This window comes from Bartonella machadoae (assembly GCF_022559585.1).
Lineage (GTDB): Bacteria > Pseudomonadota > Alphaproteobacteria > Rhizobiales > Rhizobiaceae > Bartonella > Bartonella machadoae.
Genome location: NZ_CP087114.1, coordinates 1828032 through 1844961 on the forward strand (window position 1 = coordinate 1828032; position 16930 = coordinate 1844961).

General features: G+C 37.7%; 12 protein-coding genes and 1 pseudogene. 5 read left to right on the forward strand and 8 right to left on the reverse strand.

All coding sequences use genetic code 11. The features are described from left to right. Positions 1 to 39: 39 nt before the first annotated feature. The 5 genes and pseudogenes from LNM86_RS08755 to LNM86_RS08775 all read right to left on the reverse strand — a co-directional run. Positions 40 to 379: pseudogene (locus tag LNM86_RS08755) on the reverse strand (DUF7146 domain-containing protein); the annotation flags it as partial. Positions 380 to 479: 100 nt separating this feature from the next. After that, complete coding sequence (locus LNM86_RS08760; protein WP_241437373.1) at positions 480 to 686, reverse strand: helix-turn-helix transcriptional regulator; 207 nt, start codon at positions 684 to 686, stop codon at positions 480 to 482. A 218-nt stretch (positions 687 to 904) separates the two neighbouring features. Further along, entirely contained in the window at positions 905 to 2071 is a 1167-nt protein-coding gene (locus LNM86_RS08765) for a tyrosine-type recombinase/integrase (protein WP_241437374.1), read from the reverse strand. Between the two features lie 366 nt (positions 2072 to 2437). Next, positions 2438 to 2698, reverse strand: a complete 261-nt coding sequence (locus tag LNM86_RS08770; RefSeq protein WP_241437375.1) for a hypothetical protein — start codon at positions 2696 to 2698, stop codon at positions 2438 to 2440. A gap of 199 nt (positions 2699 to 2897) precedes the next feature. Further along, a complete protein-coding gene (locus LNM86_RS08775; protein WP_241437376.1) occupies positions 2898 to 3035 on the reverse strand; it encodes a hypothetical protein in 138 nt (45 codons plus the stop codon). 860 nt (positions 3036 to 3895) lie between these two features. On the opposite strand from LNM86_RS08775, the gene LNM86_RS08780 reads away from it, so the two are divergent. The 3 genes from LNM86_RS08780 (at position 3896) to LNM86_RS08790 (ending at position 9055) form a co-directional block, all read left to right on the forward strand. Beyond that, a complete protein-coding gene (locus LNM86_RS08780; RefSeq protein WP_241437377.1) occupies positions 3896 to 4735 on the forward strand; it encodes a DUF1460 domain-containing protein in 840 nt (279 codons plus the stop codon). 382 nt (positions 4736 to 5117) lie between these two features. Further along, on the forward strand, positions 5118 to 8603 hold the full coding sequence (carB, locus tag LNM86_RS08785; RefSeq protein WP_241437378.1) for a carbamoyl-phosphate synthase large subunit: 3486 nt from the start codon (positions 5118 to 5120) through the stop codon (positions 8601 to 8603). 242 nt (positions 8604 to 8845) lie between these two features. Further along, a complete protein-coding gene (locus tag LNM86_RS08790) occupies positions 8846 to 9055 on the forward strand; it encodes a cold-shock protein (RefSeq protein ID WP_100128310.1) in 210 nt (69 codons plus the stop codon). Between the two features lie 232 nt (positions 9056 to 9287). Here the strand turns inward: LNM86_RS08790 and LNM86_RS08795 are convergent, their stop codons facing one another. Next, the gene (locus tag LNM86_RS08795; RefSeq protein WP_241437379.1) at positions 9288 to 9458 is read right to left on the reverse strand and encodes a hypothetical protein; all 171 of its coding nucleotides are present in this window, start codon (positions 9456 to 9458) and stop codon (positions 9288 to 9290) included. Positions 9459 to 10171: 713 nt separating this feature from the next. On the opposite strand from LNM86_RS08795, the gene LNM86_RS08800 reads away from it, so the two are divergent. Further along, positions 10172 to 11374, forward strand: a complete 1203-nt coding sequence (locus tag LNM86_RS08800; protein ID WP_241437380.1) for a pyridoxal phosphate-dependent aminotransferase — start codon at positions 10172 to 10174, stop codon at positions 11372 to 11374. Between the two features lie 755 nt (positions 11375 to 12129). On the opposite strand, the gene LNM86_RS08805 is transcribed toward LNM86_RS08800, so the two are convergent. Then, positions 12130 to 13035, reverse strand: coding sequence for a LysR family transcriptional regulator (locus LNM86_RS08805; RefSeq protein WP_241437381.1), 906 nt, complete (start codon positions 13033 to 13035; stop codon positions 12130 to 12132). A 28-nt stretch (positions 13036 to 13063) separates the two neighbouring features. Continuing rightward, on the reverse strand, positions 13064 to 14017 hold the full coding sequence (gene trxB / locus LNM86_RS08810; protein WP_241437382.1) for a thioredoxin-disulfide reductase: 954 nt from the start codon (positions 14015 to 14017) through the stop codon (positions 13064 to 13066). Positions 14018 to 14323: 306 nt separating this feature from the next. On the opposite strand from trxB, the gene LNM86_RS08815 reads away from it, so the two are divergent. Further along, the gene (locus tag LNM86_RS08815) at positions 14324 to 15718 is read left to right on the forward strand and encodes a TrkH family potassium uptake protein (protein ID WP_241437383.1); all 1395 of its coding nucleotides are present in this window, start codon (positions 14324 to 14326) and stop codon (positions 15716 to 15718) included. Positions 15719 to 16930: the final 1212 nt, after the last annotated feature.

Sequence of the window (16930 nt, forward strand, 5' to 3'; positions counted from 1 at the left end):
TGAAGTCAGAGCCATGGGGAGCTTGCATCATCAAGACTTCAAAGCCTTGGCATTGCGCACGGGCAGCAAGCATCCATTGTCTTGTAAAAAGGTTCTATGGATTGCAAAGGAGCCACCACCCTCAACAAGAGCAACCAACGCGGGGATGTTTTTCCCAGAGGGATGGGGGCAGTTGCTATGAAAGCGTAAACTAGGGAGGCAAGTTACAAGTGATACCACGCTTGCGTAAATAAAGCTCTGCTATGGTCTCTTTAAAAGAATATAGAGCTAAACTAGGCACTTGATCATCATGGGCAGGGCAGCGGGCTAGTCCATAAGCACCATGCCAGACACCCCGCAAGGCATTTGTAATGCCCCGAGCATTTATAAAATGATACATTTTTCTTGTCCTTAGACGTTGCGTCACAGGACGGGTTTTGCTATTTTCAATTTACGATAATTTGAGAAAGCCTTGTCCGTCCTTACGTGACAAGGTTTTTTTATGCCACATCACTGAGATGTTGACGTTGCGTTTTGGCTTTTTCAATCACATTCAACAGATCCGATTTTAACCAACGCGATAAAGAACCAAATTTTAAGGGCTTTGGTAAAGATCCATTGGTGACATGGCGACGAAATGTTGAAACGCTTATATGCAATAATTGTGCACTTTCACGGTCTGTAAGAAGAACATCATTTTCAGTCATAACTAAATCCTTTCAATCTAAAAAGAGCAACAAATCATAAGTATTTATTAACCATATTTTATTGAGATTTGAAAGTAAGTTTAATCATAAAAAACAGTACTTTATGATGTATTTTCTCATTTGATAATTTATGAGTCTTATTGAAACGGAATGAGAGAACGAAGAGAGAAAGTTATCCACAGATAATGGAATAAAAATGGGGTACAAGCCCCCATCTTTTAAGATTTGCTCGTGACATAAGCCGCCCATTTATCCATATAAACACGGCGCTGTTCTAAATAATCAGTACGACGATAAGCACGTTCTACTTTACCCCCGACGGTATGACTTAGAATGGTTTCTGCGACCTCAAAAGGGGCATCGGTTGTTTCAGCTAACCAATCGCGTAAACTAGAGCGAAAACCATGGGGACAAGCATCAAGTCCAGTTTGTTTCATATATTTTGACATGCAAGTATCAGCAAGGGGACCACGACCTTTTGCAGAAAAGAAGAAATCATTACGAGACAGCAAACGCGCTTGTTTCAAAATTTCCAATGCTTCTGTTGATAAAGGTACGCGAAACTCTGTTGTAGTATCAAGCCTTCCTTTCATATTTTCAGCAGGGATGGTCCATATATCATCTTCAACTTGATCTTTATGGATATGACGCAAAGGATAGGTACGAACACCTGTAAGAATAAGTAAACGCAAAGCTAGATGTGTCATGGTTGTTGTTTCGCAAAGTGTTTTGTAAAAAGCCGGTATATCTTTCCAATCCATTGCAGGTCTATTTTGCGTTTTATGGCGTTGTTTTCCTAGGAGCGCGCGTGCTTTTTCTGTAGCCTGTAAATCAACATCCAAACCCAAGGCAGCAGCATGTTTGAAACAAATATTGAGGCGATTAAGAGCCTGTATAGCTGTTCCAGCTTTTGTATGCCAGATGGGAGCAAGCGTATTGCGTATATCGGTTTGTGTAATTTCTGAAACCGGCATACAACCTAATTTAGGGAGGATATGAAGTTTTAAAGGTGAAAACCACTCACCATTTTTACCATCTCCTTTTAATTCTGCTTTGCGACTTTCAAAAGCATCCAAAGCAATATCTTTTAGATAATGAAGATTACGCATTGCCTCACGTTTTTGCTTTTCACGTTCTTTAATGGGGTCACGACCTTCTTGTAAAACAGAACGCCACTCAGTTGCCAATTCACGTGCTTTTTTTAAAGAGACATTTCTTAAAGCACCCAATCCCATTTCACGACGCCGCCCGTGGATGGTATAACGTAAAAGCCATTGAGCACCCCCATCTTTACGCTTATGAAGTAACAAGCCAGCACCATCATTATATTTGCCAGCCCCCAATGTTGCGACAGCCCTTGCATTAAGACGATTCATTAAAGGCATTTTTGCTCCTTTCTAAACTGTTTTTTACCCACACACCAACCCCACTTATGACGTGCAAATAAGTGACTTTAATTGATTGAACATAATATGATTTGAATTGAGAGAATCTTACAATATTCGGGGGTCTCATTCAATATGCAAAACAGTAAATTATCATTATAAATCAATACGTTGTCTTACATGAGAAGGTTTAAAATAGTTAAGAACATCTCCCAAAACTGAATCAATCATAGACCCACCAACACTTCCAAGCGCTGTCGCTACTAATCCCAAACCTGCACCAAATAATATGGTTTAGAGTATATTACCTAATCCTTCACCCTATAATGTACCAAATGCTGTGCGCTAACAGTAGTATAATCCATTTTAAGATGCAATCCCTACTTTAAGCGAATGTGAGAAGGGTGTGTTTTTGGTAATACTGAGAAATGAACTTGCTTTCTCACCACAATATTTCCCGAATCTTCCCACTAAAGTTTGACCAGCTCTCAAAAATGCTTGACCTAATTTTGAAGCTCTAAACACTCCTCCTCGTGCTAAAGCCGCTATTCCTCCCACCAACAATGCAGACAAAACAGCCCCTACAACATTTCCTAACAAAGACGTCCAATAATGCGTATTACTCATTCTACGTTGATAATAGCATAATTCATTAGCAACTTTATCGCATTTATCTTTGTATTTCTTACCTCCAGAGAACCAATATCTATATAGCCCTGTATCGAAAAGCATTCAGAGCATTATCATCATCAAAATCGCATCTTACCACTGTTATTGCTGAAACTTCGTCATCTAAATTAAAACTCAGATCCTTCTTTAAAGGATTCTAAAAGGCTTCACTTTGTGTGATCTTTGGAGATGATAGTGATGCTGTTCCTTCAAAATTGAAGAGATCATCAAGAATACGCAAACAATAACGCCTTCCACTTTTAGATGTTACATATTGAGGAATATCAGTAGTCATCAACTTTAAAAGAGTAAAGTATTGATTTATAGTAATAATTTATCGCTTTGCATGTTGAATTAGACCTGCGAATATTGTAAGCTCCTTTCATGTTCAATCAAGTGAAACCATGTATCTGCACGTCACAAGCAGAGCTGTCATGTGGGTAAAAACTCTGAAGAAAGGAGCAAAAATGCCTCTTTTGAATCGTCTAAATACCAAAGGCTGTCGCAACATTGGGGGCCAGTAAAGAGTATGAGGGGGCCTGCTTGCTCCTTCATAAGCGATACGCGTCACATCTAATTAAAGCAATAAAAACTAAAAATAAGCCCATCTAAGCCCATCATAGATCAATTTTGAACCGATTTTTTGATTGCTCATAACATGCAAATTGTTTTTCCTACAATTTGCTAAATCCCCCCTGCTTCTAAAAATGGCGATATAATATAACCTATTCTCACAAAAACGATAATGAAAGTGAAAACTTTTCACAAACCTTGATTTTAACAGGCATACAACACCATATTTTTGTAAAAAATCGTCTTTTCAAAAAATCTCTTTTAATGAATTCTATGCATAAAAATTCCAGGATAAGAACCCACCGATAACGCTTTTTGAAAAAATATTACTGATAAATATATTTATCTAAAAAGAGTAAATTCTCTTTTACAATAATAAATTCTCTTCATATGACTTCAATGAAGTAAAAACTTTTGTATATTTTCATCTAAAAAAATATTTACATCACCTGCAATCAGAATGACATAAAATAAAATCGTAGCTCTCTTTATTTATGTTACATTCATGATATATGATAATGAAAATAAACTGATTAACGCAGAAAAGGACTACTCATTGTTTAATACAAAAATGGTGAAAAAATGCGAAAAATACTCCAATTTATTTTAATTTCAGCGTTAGTCACAGGATGTGATTTTCAAAGTTCTGAGGGAAAGAAAGAAACAACGGAAAACAAAACGGAAACACAGCAAAAAAAACAAGTGAATCTAGATCCCTATACTTTAGAAAAACTCAATGTTCTTCTTAAAGAACGCTCGAAAATTGATAAACATGAAACAGGAAAAATAATCGACTTTTTATCAGGAGCTTTTTTAGGAACACCTTACCAAGCAAATATGTTGCATGGTTCAAAAACCGTACCAGAAGAACTCATAATCGACTTTAGAGGTTTAGATTGTTTTACTTATCTAGACTATGTCGAAGCATTACGGAAATCAACTTCGCAAACAGAATTCATAAACAACGTTATCCAAACACGTTATGTTGATGGTAATATAAGCTTTTTAAAGAGGAAGCATTTTTTCACGGACTGGGCTTATAGAGAAAAGAAACTTGCCACTGATATCACGGCACAGCTTAGCCCCAATGCTGTAACCACTGAAAAATATCTCAATAAAAAGGCTGACGGTGGAAACTACCTGCCCGGATTACCAATTGTGAAACGCAACATAACTTATATTCCAAGTAACTTTATTAATGAAGACGTTATAAATCAGTTACAAACTGGTGATTTTATTGGTATATACACCAAACTTGCCGGATTGGATGTAACCCATGTTGGCTTCTTCATTGTAACAGAGAATGGTCCAATGTTACGAAATGCTTCTTCACGAAAAGAAAATGAAAAAGTTGTGGACTCACCCTTTATGGATTACGTAGCAAAAACACTAGGGATTATTGTTTTAAGAGCCCTCAAATAAACTTCTATCAAAGACAGAAAAGCTACCTATAATATTGATATGACCTCAAGTTATCAAACGCAATATCTAAATTTGTGTTACAAATACACATACAATAAGCTTGTTGATATTTTTAATATAACATTAGAGCATTTTAGTCTATTTTACCCACTGCTAAAATAAACAACTCGATATCAATCATTCTTTTTTTACCATCCTCAATTTTTGACTTTGAAAAAGCATATACAAAGCGCCTCCTTTTCTATTCTATAAAAAAAGCATGGAAAAGGCATTTTATGGCTTACTTTCTCTATCACTTAACCTATAAAATGAGTTTCAGCTTTAAAATTTAAATATTCAGCCTGACGCAATTGCGCACGGATGTTTGTCATAGGAAAAAACCATGCCAAAACGCACAGATATAAAATCTATTCTTATTATTGGAGCAGGACCTATTGTTATTGGTCAGGCATGTGAATTTGATTATTCAGGAACACAAGCTTGTAAAGCATTAAAAGAAGAAGGTTACCGAATTATTTTGGTTAACTCTAATCCTGCTACCATTATGACAGATCCAGATTTAGCTGATGCAACTTACATTGAACCCATTACTCCTGAAATAGTTGCTCAAATTATTGCTCATGAACGTCCCGATGCTCTTTTACCCACTATGGGAGGGCAAACAGCTCTTAATACAGCCCTATCATTAAAACGTATGGGTGTTTTAGACCGCTATCACGTTGAAATGATAGGGGCAAATGCCGACGCAATTGATAAAGCAGAAGATCGTGCTTTATTTCGCAAAGCAATGGCAAAAATTGGTTTAGAAACACCACGGTCTATGTTAGCCAATGCAACAGAACTTAAAGAAGAAAATCGCAAACAGCATGCAAAAATGCGCGATGAACTTAAAGCAAAACTTTCTGGTGATACTCTTGACCAAGCATTAGAAGATCTTGAACGCAACTGGCATCATACAGAAGCTGACCGTAAACAACATTATATCGCACATGCAACCGCAAAAGCAGTGCAAGCTCTTGACACTATTGGTCTTCCAGCGATTATCCGCCCTTCATTCACCCTTGGTGGGACCGGTGGCGGAATTGCTTACAATCGCTCTGAATTTTATGAAATCATTGAACGAGGGCTTGAAGCTTCACCGACCACAGAAGTTTTGATTGAAGAAAGCGTTTTGGGATGGAAAGAATATGAAATGGAGGTTGTTCGCGATAAGAATGACAACTGTATCATTGTTTGTTCCATTGAAAACATTGATCCTATGGGCATTCATACTGGCGATTCCATTACCGTAGCTCCCGCCCTTACCTTAACGGATAAAGAGTATCAACGTATGCGCAATGCTTCAATCGCTGTACTGCGTGAAATTGGTGTTGAAACTGGTGGGTCCAATGTGCAATTTGCTGTTAATCCTGAAAATGGCCGCCTCATTGTTATTGAAATGAATCCACGTGTTTCACGCTCCTCAGCGCTTGCCTCAAAAGCAACAGGTTTTCCCATTGCCAAGGTAGCAGCTAAATTGGCTGTTGGCTACACACTTGATGAATTAAAAAATGATATCACAGGTGGAGCAACACCGGCATCATTTGAACCGTCCATTGACTATATTGTTACCAAGATTCCTCGTTTTGCTTTCGAGAAATTTCCTGGTTCATCGACTGTCTTAACAACGGCGATGAAATCTGTAGGAGAAGTCATGGCAATAGGACGCACTTTTCAAGAATCGCTGCAAAAAGCGCTCCGTGGACTTGAAACAGGTCTTACTGGTCTTGATGAAATTATAATCCCTGAACATGCGGAAGGCGATGAAAAGAATTCTATACGCTCCGCCATAGCAATCCCAAGTCCCGATCGTCTACGCTATATTGCCCAAGCAATGCGCGCAGGCTTACCTTTAAATGAAATTCACCAGATCAGCAAGATTGATCCATGGTTTTTGCAACAAATCGCCTCCATTGTTGAAATGGAACAATACATCCGCACTCATGGATTGCCCCAAGACGCAGAAAATTTACGCATGTTAAAAGCTATGGGATTTTCGGATGCACGTTTAGCTACCCTCACGGGGCAAGATCCTGAGTCTGTTGCTATTCTACGCAAATCGCTCAATGTTCAGCACGTTTTTAAACGAATTGACACATGCGCAGCTGAATTTTCTTCACCAACAGCCTATATGTATTCAACATATGAAATGCCTTTTGCAGGTATAGAACAGTCAGAAGCACATGTTTCTAAACGCAAAAAAATTGCTATTTTAGGTGGCGGACCAAATCGTATTGGTCAAGGTATTGAATTTGACTATTGTTGTTGCCACGCTGCTTTTGCACTCCGTGAGGCAGGATTTGAAACGATTATGATTAACTGCAATCCTGAAACTGTTTCAACGGATTACGATACCTCTGACCGTCTTTATTTTGAATCTTTAACAACTGAAGATGTTATTGCTATTTTAGAAACGGAACAGCAAAAAGGCGAATTGGTTGGTGTCATCGTCCAATTTGGTGGACAAACACCCCTGAAGTTGGCCAGCACGCTCGAAAAATATAATATCCCCATTTTAGGCACTTCTCCTGAAGCCATCGACTTAGCAGAAGATAGAGATCGCTTTCAAAAATTGTTATTTAAACTTAACCTAACACAGCCTAAAAATGGTATTGCCCATTCAGTTGAACAAGCACGCCTTATTGCCCATGAATTAGGTTTTCCACTGGTTGTACGCCCTTCCTATGTTCTAGGAGGACGTGCTATGCAGATTATCCGAGATGAACGCAGTTTACAAAACTATTTACTCGAGAGTGTCCTTGAGTTGGTTTCAGAAGATATCAAAGCCCGTTATCCAAACGACAAAACAGGACAAATCAATACATTGCTTGGTAAAAATCCACTGCTCTTTGATACCTATCTAACAGAAGCCATTGAAGTTGATGTTGATTGTCTCTGCGATGGGGAAGAAACGCTCGTTGTTGGTATTATGGAGCATATTGAAGAAGCTGGTATCCACTCTGGTGATTCAGCATGTTCATTACCAGTCCATACACTTTCGCATAAAATAGTATCTGAATTAGAGCGTCAAACAAAAGCACTCGCAAAAGCCCTTCATGTTTGCGGCTTAATGAATGTACAATATGCCATTAAAGATGACACAATTTATGTCTTGGAAGTCAACCCCCGTGCTTCGCGTACGGTTCCCTTTGTTGCAAAAACAATCGGTCGCCCTATTGCTAAAATAGCCGCACGGATTATGGCAGGAGAAACTCTTGATAAAGCCCTTCAAGCTTATGGTGGATTACCCTCTCTACAACAAAAACAACATATCGCTGTCAAAGAAGCCGTTTTTCCTTTTGCACGTTTTTCAGGTGTCGATACACTTCTTGGTCCAGAAATGCGCTCAACGGGTGAGGTTATGGGACTGGATTATGAATTTTCTCTTGCTTTTGCTAAAGCCCAACTTGGAGCTGGTGTTGAACTCCCAAAGGAAGGAACGTTGTTCGTTTCTGTAAGAGACGAAGACAAAAAGCGTATCTTAAATCCTGTAAAATTTTTAGCCGATCTTGGTTTTACTGTTTTAGCAACAAGTGGAACACAAAAATTTCTTACCGAACATAAAATTGAGGCACAAAAAATTAACAAAGTCCTAGAGGGGCACCCTCATATTGAGGACGCCATACGTAATCGGCAAATTCAATTGATTTTTAATACAACCAGTACTGCCAGTGCTGTCTCTGATTCTAAATCATTACGCCATGCAGCGCTGATGCAAAAAGTCCCCTATTATACAACAGTCGCTGGTGCCGAAGCTGCCGTGGAAGCTATTAAAGCACTCAAAAAAATGGGCCTTGAGGTGCGCTCCTTACAGAGCTATTTCACTTAAAATTTCTGCTATGATACAAAAGACTTTTTCTCGATCTTTTTATATAAAAATACCAATTAAGGCTTGCTTTTTACTGTAAAAACTCTTATATGATTTTCATCGAACTTTCGGTTATGTGACTTTCTTTCCTGTGCGATCTGCACTTTCGACGAAACTTCTCCCACCCAATTTCGATCTAAAACCGTATTGGAGGCTTTTTGGCTTCAATGCATAACATAATTATATATTCTAAGGAGTTTCCTATGTCTACAGGAACAGTTAAGTGGTTTAATACAACAAAAGGTTTTGGCTTCATTCAGCCTAGTGATGGAAGTGCAGATGTCTTTGTACACATTTCCGCTGTTGAGCGTTCTGGTCTAAGTAATCTTAATGAGGGACAGAAAATTTCCTATGATGTTCTTCAAGATCGTCGTTCTGGAAAATTTGCTGCTGGAAATCTCGCAGCACTTTAATCTTTCAATTCTGCAATATGCTTTAAAGGTTTCCGCCTGCAAAGGCGGAGATTTTTTTGTTTTTTACCAAACGAATTCAGAAATCTTATAAAAGAAAATACTTTCTATCAAATCGCTAAAAAAGACATCCCATCTGTTTAATATTTTGAACAATTCTCCCATAAAATATCGTTTTTTGTGAATGTCTTTATTATAGTGTTGCACTCTCTTTCCTTTTTAAAAGAGACCTTTCTTAAGGCACCCAAGCCAATTTAACGACGGCGCCCATAAATGGTATAGCGTAAAAATCATTGAGCACCATCATCTTTACGTTTGTGAAGGTACAAGCCGGCACCATCATACACTTTGCCAACCCCCAATGTTGCGACAGCCCTTGGTATTGAGAAGATTTCATTAAAGGCATTTTTACTCCTTTCTTTAGAGTTTTTTACTCACGCATCAGCCCCGCTTGTGACGTGCAAGTACGTGACTTCAATTGATTGAACATAAGGGGAGTTGAGATGAGAGAATCTTACAATATTCGAGGTCTAATTCACTATGCAAAAAGATGAATTATATTTATAAATCAATACCTTGTTATTTATAATGAGAAGCAATGATAGAGATGAATACAGACCAACAGAGCATCAACCATTAGAGCTTCATACCCAAGCTCTTTATAAATTTTCTTACCCTTATCCGTCTTTTCTACCCCACACAAAACGCATAGCATTTATTGTTACACTACCACTGACTTTGAAAGTAAAAAACTTTGAGTTCTCATTTTCAAAACGAAATAAACGGCTGCAACAAGACAACGAAAAAGATTTCCAAGCCTCAACACCGCTTCCCGAAACTTTTTTCAATAAACCGTAAATCCCTTGCCAAGCTTTTGCTCTTGAGATAGAATTTTTATAAAAGGTATCAAAGGAGGGTCCCCATCGGCTTTATGAGAGCATTTTTATTGTCTAACGAGAGGGTAACAACTGCCTTTATTGCACCCCTTATTCAGGCACGTAACATCTCAAAATTTTCCTGCAATTTTTTATTGCATACAATATTTGCATACAACGTAATCTCTTATAGAATATTCTTAAATTAGCAATCATTTGCTTATATCATCTAAGGACGAAAATTATGGCTTTTATCGCCGAGAGACTTTCCCATATCAAACCTTCTGCAACAATTGCTGTTTCCCAAAAAGCACGCAATTTGAAAGCACTAGGGCGTGATGTTATTGCTTTAAGCGCTGGAGAACCTGATTTTGATACACCAAACAATATCAAAAATGCTGCCATTGAAGCTATTCGACGGGGAGAAACAAAATATACTCCCATATCGGGAATTCCAGAATTACGCCAAGCAATTGCAACCAAGTTTAAAAGAGAAAATAATCTTAACTATCAACCAGAGCAAATTATCGTTGGTACCGGTGGTAAACAAATCCTCTTCAATGCCTTTATGGCAACTTTAAATAAAGGAGACGAAGTTATCATTCCATCTCCTTATTGGGTGAGTTATCCGGAAATGGTCACACTCAATGATGGTACACCTGTCTTTGTAGAAACCAAAGCCGCGTTTTCTTATAAACTTCAACCGCAAGATCTAGAAGCTGCCATCACACCTAAAACCAAATGGTTTATTTTTAATTCTCCTTCAAATCCATCAGGTGCCGCTTATACATACGACGAATTAAAAAAACTAACAGATGTTTTGCTAGAATATCCCCATGTTTATATCCTCACCGATGACATCTATGAACATCTAACATATGAAGGCTTCACCTTCGTTACTCCAGCAGAAGTAGAACCAAAGCTTTATGACCGCACACTTACCATGAACGGTGTTTCTAAAGCCTATGCCATGACAGGTTGGCGAATCGGTTATGCGGGGGGACCGCAGGAATTGATTAAAGCCATGGATACCATTCAAGGTCAGCAAACATCCGGCACAAGCTCTATCTCACAATGGGCTGCTGTCGAAGCTCTTACTGGTCCACAAGATTTTATCGCTCAAAATAAAACGACTTTCCAAGCACGGCGTGATCTCGTCGTTTCCATGTTAAACCAAGCGCCTGGCATTCACTGTCCAACACCAGAAGGCGCCTTTTATGTTTATCCTTCCTGTGCAGAACTCATTGGCAAAAAAACACCGGAAGGTAAAATCATTTCCCATGATGAAGACTTTGTCATAGCACTTCTAGAAGCAGAATCAATTGCTGTTGTTCATGGTTCTGCTTTTGGACTAGGACCAGCTTTTCGCATTTCTTATGCAACATCGGAAAAGTTACTTGAAGAGGCTTGCTTACGTATCCAACGTTTTTGTAATAGTTTGCTTTAAAAACTTAGCGTGTTACTCCACTAGTCATATCTTTACCGCACATCAATTTCTTTGGACGGTTTTTAACTGTTAAATTATGCATGAACAAACTTTGTAAAACACATATAACAGTAAAAATGCATGACGATACAAGCAAAAAACAAAAGAAAAAGCTGAAATGCTTTACTTGAAAAGAGGGATTACACGTCATTTTAAGAATGATATTTGAGATATCTTTTTCCCATATTGAAGCTTATACTGTTGGCTATTTTAACTCTACAACGAAGAAACAATTCTTTTGGGATATTATAGTTATCTCCATTACTAAAAAGTTTTTATATACTCATAAGATTCACACTATTTAACTCAATTTATGAAGCTAAAAATGAGCCCTTTATAAAAACGATACCCTTTAATCAAACTTTTTTATTTTGCAATGATCATTGTAATCCAAAGCTTCTCACATATTATGTGCCCCAAATTGTTAGACACTCATAAAATTTATGAAAAATTTTTCTACCATCTTCTAAGATATTCATATTTTTAAAAGCTTATTTCAAAAGCTAAAAAAAAGCCGGACAAACGTCCGGCAAATTTGGAAAATCTCCAGAGATAAAATCAATCTAGTAGACTTTCATAAGGGAACACTCAAGAAAATGCAATGGGAGGCAACATAATCAAGAGATAATACTCTATGTCATTTTATCAGAAAAAACACAATAAAGACTTTAGCGCATCAGCTATGCAATAAACACATAGCTTAAAATATGATATCATTAAAAAGACCACTGACGCGCTTTTAAAAAAATATAATCTCGAAAAGCTTTCAACTTTGCCAAATTCTTTAAAGCATAAGGATAACAAAAAAAAGTATCAAAGGAGGGAATATCAACCATATCAGGAAAAAGACGCACGAGTCGTTCATCGTTATTCACAATATAATCAGGAAGCACAGCGATACCAAGGTCACACATAATTGCATTCTTGATTGAAATAATATTATTGATTCGCAACACTGAAAAACGCAAAGAACCATCACTTCTACCAGCCTTTTCCAACCAATTCAAACCAGATAAATAGGAGGGCACAGGTTCACCAAATGAAATAATACGATGTGCATCCAGCTCAGACAGTGTTTCTGGTTTACCGTAATTTTCAATATAATTTTTTGAAGCATAAACATGCATATGAATTGTAAAGAGTTTTCTTTGGATAAGATCGGGTTGTTGGGGCTGATGTAAACGAACAGCACAATCTGCCTCACGCATCGTCAAATCAAGTTCTTTATCATCAAACAAGAGTTGAACCTGTATATCGGGATACAGACTGAGAAATTCTGGCATACGATCTACAAGCCATCCCGCCCCCATTCCAAAGGTGGATGTAATACGTAAACTCCCTGTTGGCTTTTCACAACTTTCGCTTAATTGTGAGCGTGCACTCTCAAGCTTCATTAAAACATCATGGGTTGTACGATAAAGAATTTCCCCCTGTTCTGTTAAAATTAACCCACGTGCATGACGTTGAAACAAGGAGACACCAACCTCTTGCTCTAGAGCCGAAACCTGCCGTGAAATTGCTGATTGTGATAAATGAAGCTTTTGCGCCGCATGAGTAAAAGAACCTGCTTCCGCGGCAGCATGAAAAACCCTCAATTTATCCCAATCCAACGGTGATGTCACAATTTAACCTCTTATTTTAAATCAATTTTCATGCTTGTAGATCTAAGAAACGTTCTGCCTCCAATGCTGCCATACATCCTCTTCCCGCCGCTGTTATAGCTTGGCGAAAGACTTCGTCTGTTACATCACCTGCAGCAAAAACCCCAGCAATGCTTGTTGCTGTTGAATCTGGTACTGTCCATAAGTATCCACCACGTTTTTGTTTCAATTGTCCTTCAAATAAAGAAACAGCCGGATCATGCCCAATAGCAATAAATATTCCCTCCGCATTCACCTTCATTTCTTGACCGGTTTTCACATTTTTAAGGCGAGCACCCGTGACAACGGCTCCTCTTGAATCCTGCGCTGGCAAACCAACAATTTCCTCTACAACATGATCCCAAAGAACACGAACATTATCACAAGCAAGCAATCTATCTTGCAAAATTTTCTCTGCTCGGAAATAATTGCGCCGATGAACCACGCTTACACTCTTCACCAGATGCGATAAATAAAGGGCTTCTTCAATAGCTGTATTTCCTCCTCCCACAACAATGACATCCTTACCACGATAAAAAAAACCATCGCATGTAGCACAAGCAGACACACCACCACCCATAAAAGTCTGTTCGCTTTCCAAACCAAGCCATCGTGCCTTCGCTCCCGTTGCAATAATGAGCGCATCACAACAATATTGTGTCCCAGAATCCCCATATAAAATAAAGGGGTATTTTAATAAATCAGCCTTTGTGATGCTATCATAGACAATTTCTGTTCCCATATTTTCGGCTTGTTTTGCCATTTGTTCCATCAACCATGGCCCTTGAATTGGATCGGCAAAACCTGGATAATTTTCAACATCCGTTGTAATCGTCAACTGTCCGCCCTGTTGTAAACCAGTAACGACAACCGGTTTAAGCATTGCTCTTGCTGCATAAATCGCTGCCGTATAACCAGCTGGACCTGAACCAAGTATGAGCAGACGAATATGCGATTGTGCCATAGCATCCCCTTCACTTTTTTTAAATATTCTATAAATTATAACGAAATACAGCCTTTTAAAAAAACATTTTTCAATAGCCTAAATTATAGTATATACATACTTTTTTCAGGTTTGGTGAAAAGTTCAATTGTCAATTCATCGAGGCATGCTTAATGTAGAAATCAATCTTTACCCTATAAAAAGAAAAACGTAAATTCTTATAAGCATAAAATCATAACAACAATATAGATACAAAAATAGAGAACGGCCATTTTTCAATTTATTATCAACATCTGTGCGCGTTTTGCGTTGATCATGGGAGCAGCAATGCTTCTGCCAATTCTTGTGGATTTGCACGATAGAAACCATAATTGGGTAAGCTTTCTCTACTCTTGTGCTATAATCACCATATTAGCGACACTGATTCTGTTAGCGACCAAAGGTGCTACGTGTCGTTTTTCAGCAAGGTTAGGGTTTATGCTCACTGTTTGTCTTTGGCTAACAGGAAGTGTTGTTGGTGCTTTACCTCTTTATCTCTCTCCTCTTCCAATTTCTCTCGCAGGAGCAATCTTTGAATCTGTTTCTGGCATTACAACCACGGGTTCTACAGTGCTTACAGGTCTTGACAATTTCCCGCGAAGTATTTTGCTATGGCGCTCACTTATATGTTGGATTGGCGGTATTGGTTTTATCGGTTTAGCTTTATTGCTTTTACCCTCACTGCGTGTTGGAGGCGTACGACTTTTTCATATGGAATCATCAGATAAATCTGAAAAAATATTGCCTCGCATCAACCAAATTGCCAATGGAATTATCATAGCTTATATTGGATTAACATTGGCATGTATACTCTCCTATTTTGCCGCAGGCATGAGTTTATTTGATGCTATAAACCATGCAATGAGTACGGTAGCAACAGCGGGCTTCTCAACCCACGATGCTTCTTTTGGATATTTTTCTGATAAACCCGCTATTTTAATTGTTTCAACAATCTTTATGTTACTCTCTGCCTTGCCTTTCGTACTTTATGTTAAACTCGTGCTCCCTGGCCACTCCAAACGCTTTATTGATCCACAAGTAATTGTTTTTCTCAATATTGTTTTCCTCTTTAGCCTTGCTTTAGCAACATGGTTACATTTTCATGACCATCGCGCCTTCTACTGGATTTTCCTTGATGTTATTTTCCACCTCACATCTATTATAAGCACCACTGGATATAGCGCTGAAGATTATCAGCTTTGGGGATCTTTTGCCCTTGGGATTTTTTTCATTATCTCTTTTACAGGGGGATGTGCAGGCTCGACCTCTGGCGGTATGAAAATCAATCGTTTAATTATCCTCTGGCGCCTTACACAAGCAAATATAGAAAAGCTTATTGCCCCCAATATTGTTGTAAAAGCCCATTATGACAACGCAAATATATCAAGCGACGTTGCCAAAGCAGTTTTATTTTTTGTTTCTCTTTATATGTTCTGTCTTGTTATCGGCACAGCATTTCTCCTCACAACCGGTCTTGATTTTACATCTGCATTTACCGGTGTCTTAACGGCTCTCTCAAACGTTGGCCCAGGCTTTGGAGACATTATTGGTCCTGCTGGTAATTTCTCTACCATTAACGATAATGCCCTATGGATTTTGAGTTTTCTCATGCTAGCCGGACGTCTTGAAATTATAACTATATTCGTGCTTTTTATCCCCGCTTTTTGGCGTGAACAATTTTAATGTACAGCGTTTAATTTTGGAATGATCAGACATTCATAAGATAAAGAGTGTACATTATAAGCCCTAATTCTCATTCTGCTTATTGAGAAACCTATAAAAAGCTTCAAGCACTTAAATCATACCGTCATAGAAATTTGACACGAAATAGGAATTTCGCACCCTCCTTTTTAGCACACAAACCCTTGGAAACGGCTGTCATGGACCAAAATGATAAAGCGCAGGCAAAAACCCTCCATATCAGATAAACTGTTATAACATTCTTCTTTATGAAGATTCTTTATCAAAAAGGATAATAGATTGAATATAACCTCTTAAATGGTTTCTCATTGAAAATGCAATGTTTGCTCATAAAAATATTTTTTTATTATAAGACATCTCTCATAAATTTTGATTATTAAAAATGCACAACAACTTACCCAACTAGAGCAATACAAACAGCTTCGATAGTACAGCCATCATAGTAAAGAATAGTACACTCTATTCTTAAAAGTGTATGAGTAGAATAATCAATAAATCTCTCTTATTTGTCTTTTACATTACCTAAAAGGATAAAGTTCTTATCCTTTTCTACTGAGATGACGGTCGTATACTCTATGCACCAACAGCAAAAGTTTTCAAAGTTTTTTCGAAATGATAGTCTCTTTTAGAGTCCCTAGTAAAAATTACGGCTTAATATTGTTATTGAAATATGTAAAAATCACCATAAATTCAGATAGATCGTCAATATATTAAAGATAAGTCTTAATCCTCAAAGTTATCAAAACAACCCAAACCCAAAAAATGTAGAAAATACATTTTAAACAAACAAAAAACTCCTTTTTAGTTCAATTCGAAAGGGGGCTGAAACAGGTGGATAACAATCTATATTGGGTACAAATCAATAAAAAAGATTATAAAAATTTATGAGCACGCATTAATTATACGAACAAACATTTTAATACTTCGTCAGGTATAGAAAAATGGAAATTTTAAACCTAGCTAAACCTGTTGAGATTAAGAATGTAAAAAAGACTAACAGAAAGTTGAAAAAATGGTAAGAAAAAAGAAAGCTTTACAGTAGGCATAAATAAACGAATAAATACCCGAACAAATCATTTCATTTTAATATCTTTTCTGAAATTGAAAAACAATGCTTAAAAACGCTTACAGCTTATTGTCGTAACATCCCCCAAAATACGCCTAAATTTTGTAACATAATATTTGTATTATTAA

What these genes read in the sequence shown, in the direction of transcription:
- LNM86_RS08775 (WP_241437376.1), bottom strand. Translation starts at nt 3,035, where the DNA reads ATGACTACTGATATTCCTCAATATGTAACATCTAAAAGTGGAAGGCGT.
- LNM86_RS08815 (WP_241437383.1), top strand. Translation starts at nt 14,324, where the DNA reads ATGCTTCTGCCAATTCTTGTGGATTTGCACGATAGAAACCATAATTGG.
- trxB (WP_241437382.1), bottom strand. Translation starts at nt 14,017, where the DNA reads ATGGCACAATCGCATATTCGTCTGCTCATACTTGGTTCAGGTCCAGCT.
- LNM86_RS08770 (WP_241437375.1), bottom strand. Translation starts at nt 2,698, where the DNA reads ATGAGTAATACGCATTATTGGACGTCTTTGTTAGGAAATGTTGTAGGG.
- LNM86_RS08765 (WP_241437374.1), bottom strand. Translation starts at nt 2,071, where the DNA reads ATGCCTTTAATGAATCGTCTTAATGCAAGGGCTGTCGCAACATTGGGG.
- LNM86_RS08795 (WP_241437379.1), bottom strand. Translation starts at nt 9,458, where the DNA reads ATGCCTTTAATGAAATCTTCTCAATACCAAGGGCTGTCGCAACATTGG.
- LNM86_RS08790 (WP_100128310.1), top strand. Translation starts at nt 8,846, where the DNA reads ATGTCTACAGGAACAGTTAAGTGGTTTAATACAACAAAAGGTTTTGGC.
- LNM86_RS08800 (WP_241437380.1), top strand. Translation starts at nt 10,172, where the DNA reads ATGGCTTTTATCGCCGAGAGACTTTCCCATATCAAACCTTCTGCAACA.
- LNM86_RS08780 (WP_241437377.1), top strand. Translation starts at nt 3,896, where the DNA reads ATGCGAAAAATACTCCAATTTATTTTAATTTCAGCGTTAGTCACAGGA.
- carB (WP_241437378.1), top strand. Translation starts at nt 5,118, where the DNA reads ATGCCAAAACGCACAGATATAAAATCTATTCTTATTATTGGAGCAGGA.
- LNM86_RS08760 (WP_241437373.1), bottom strand. Translation starts at nt 686, where the DNA reads ATGACTGAAAATGATGTTCTTCTTACAGACCGTGAAAGTGCACAATTA.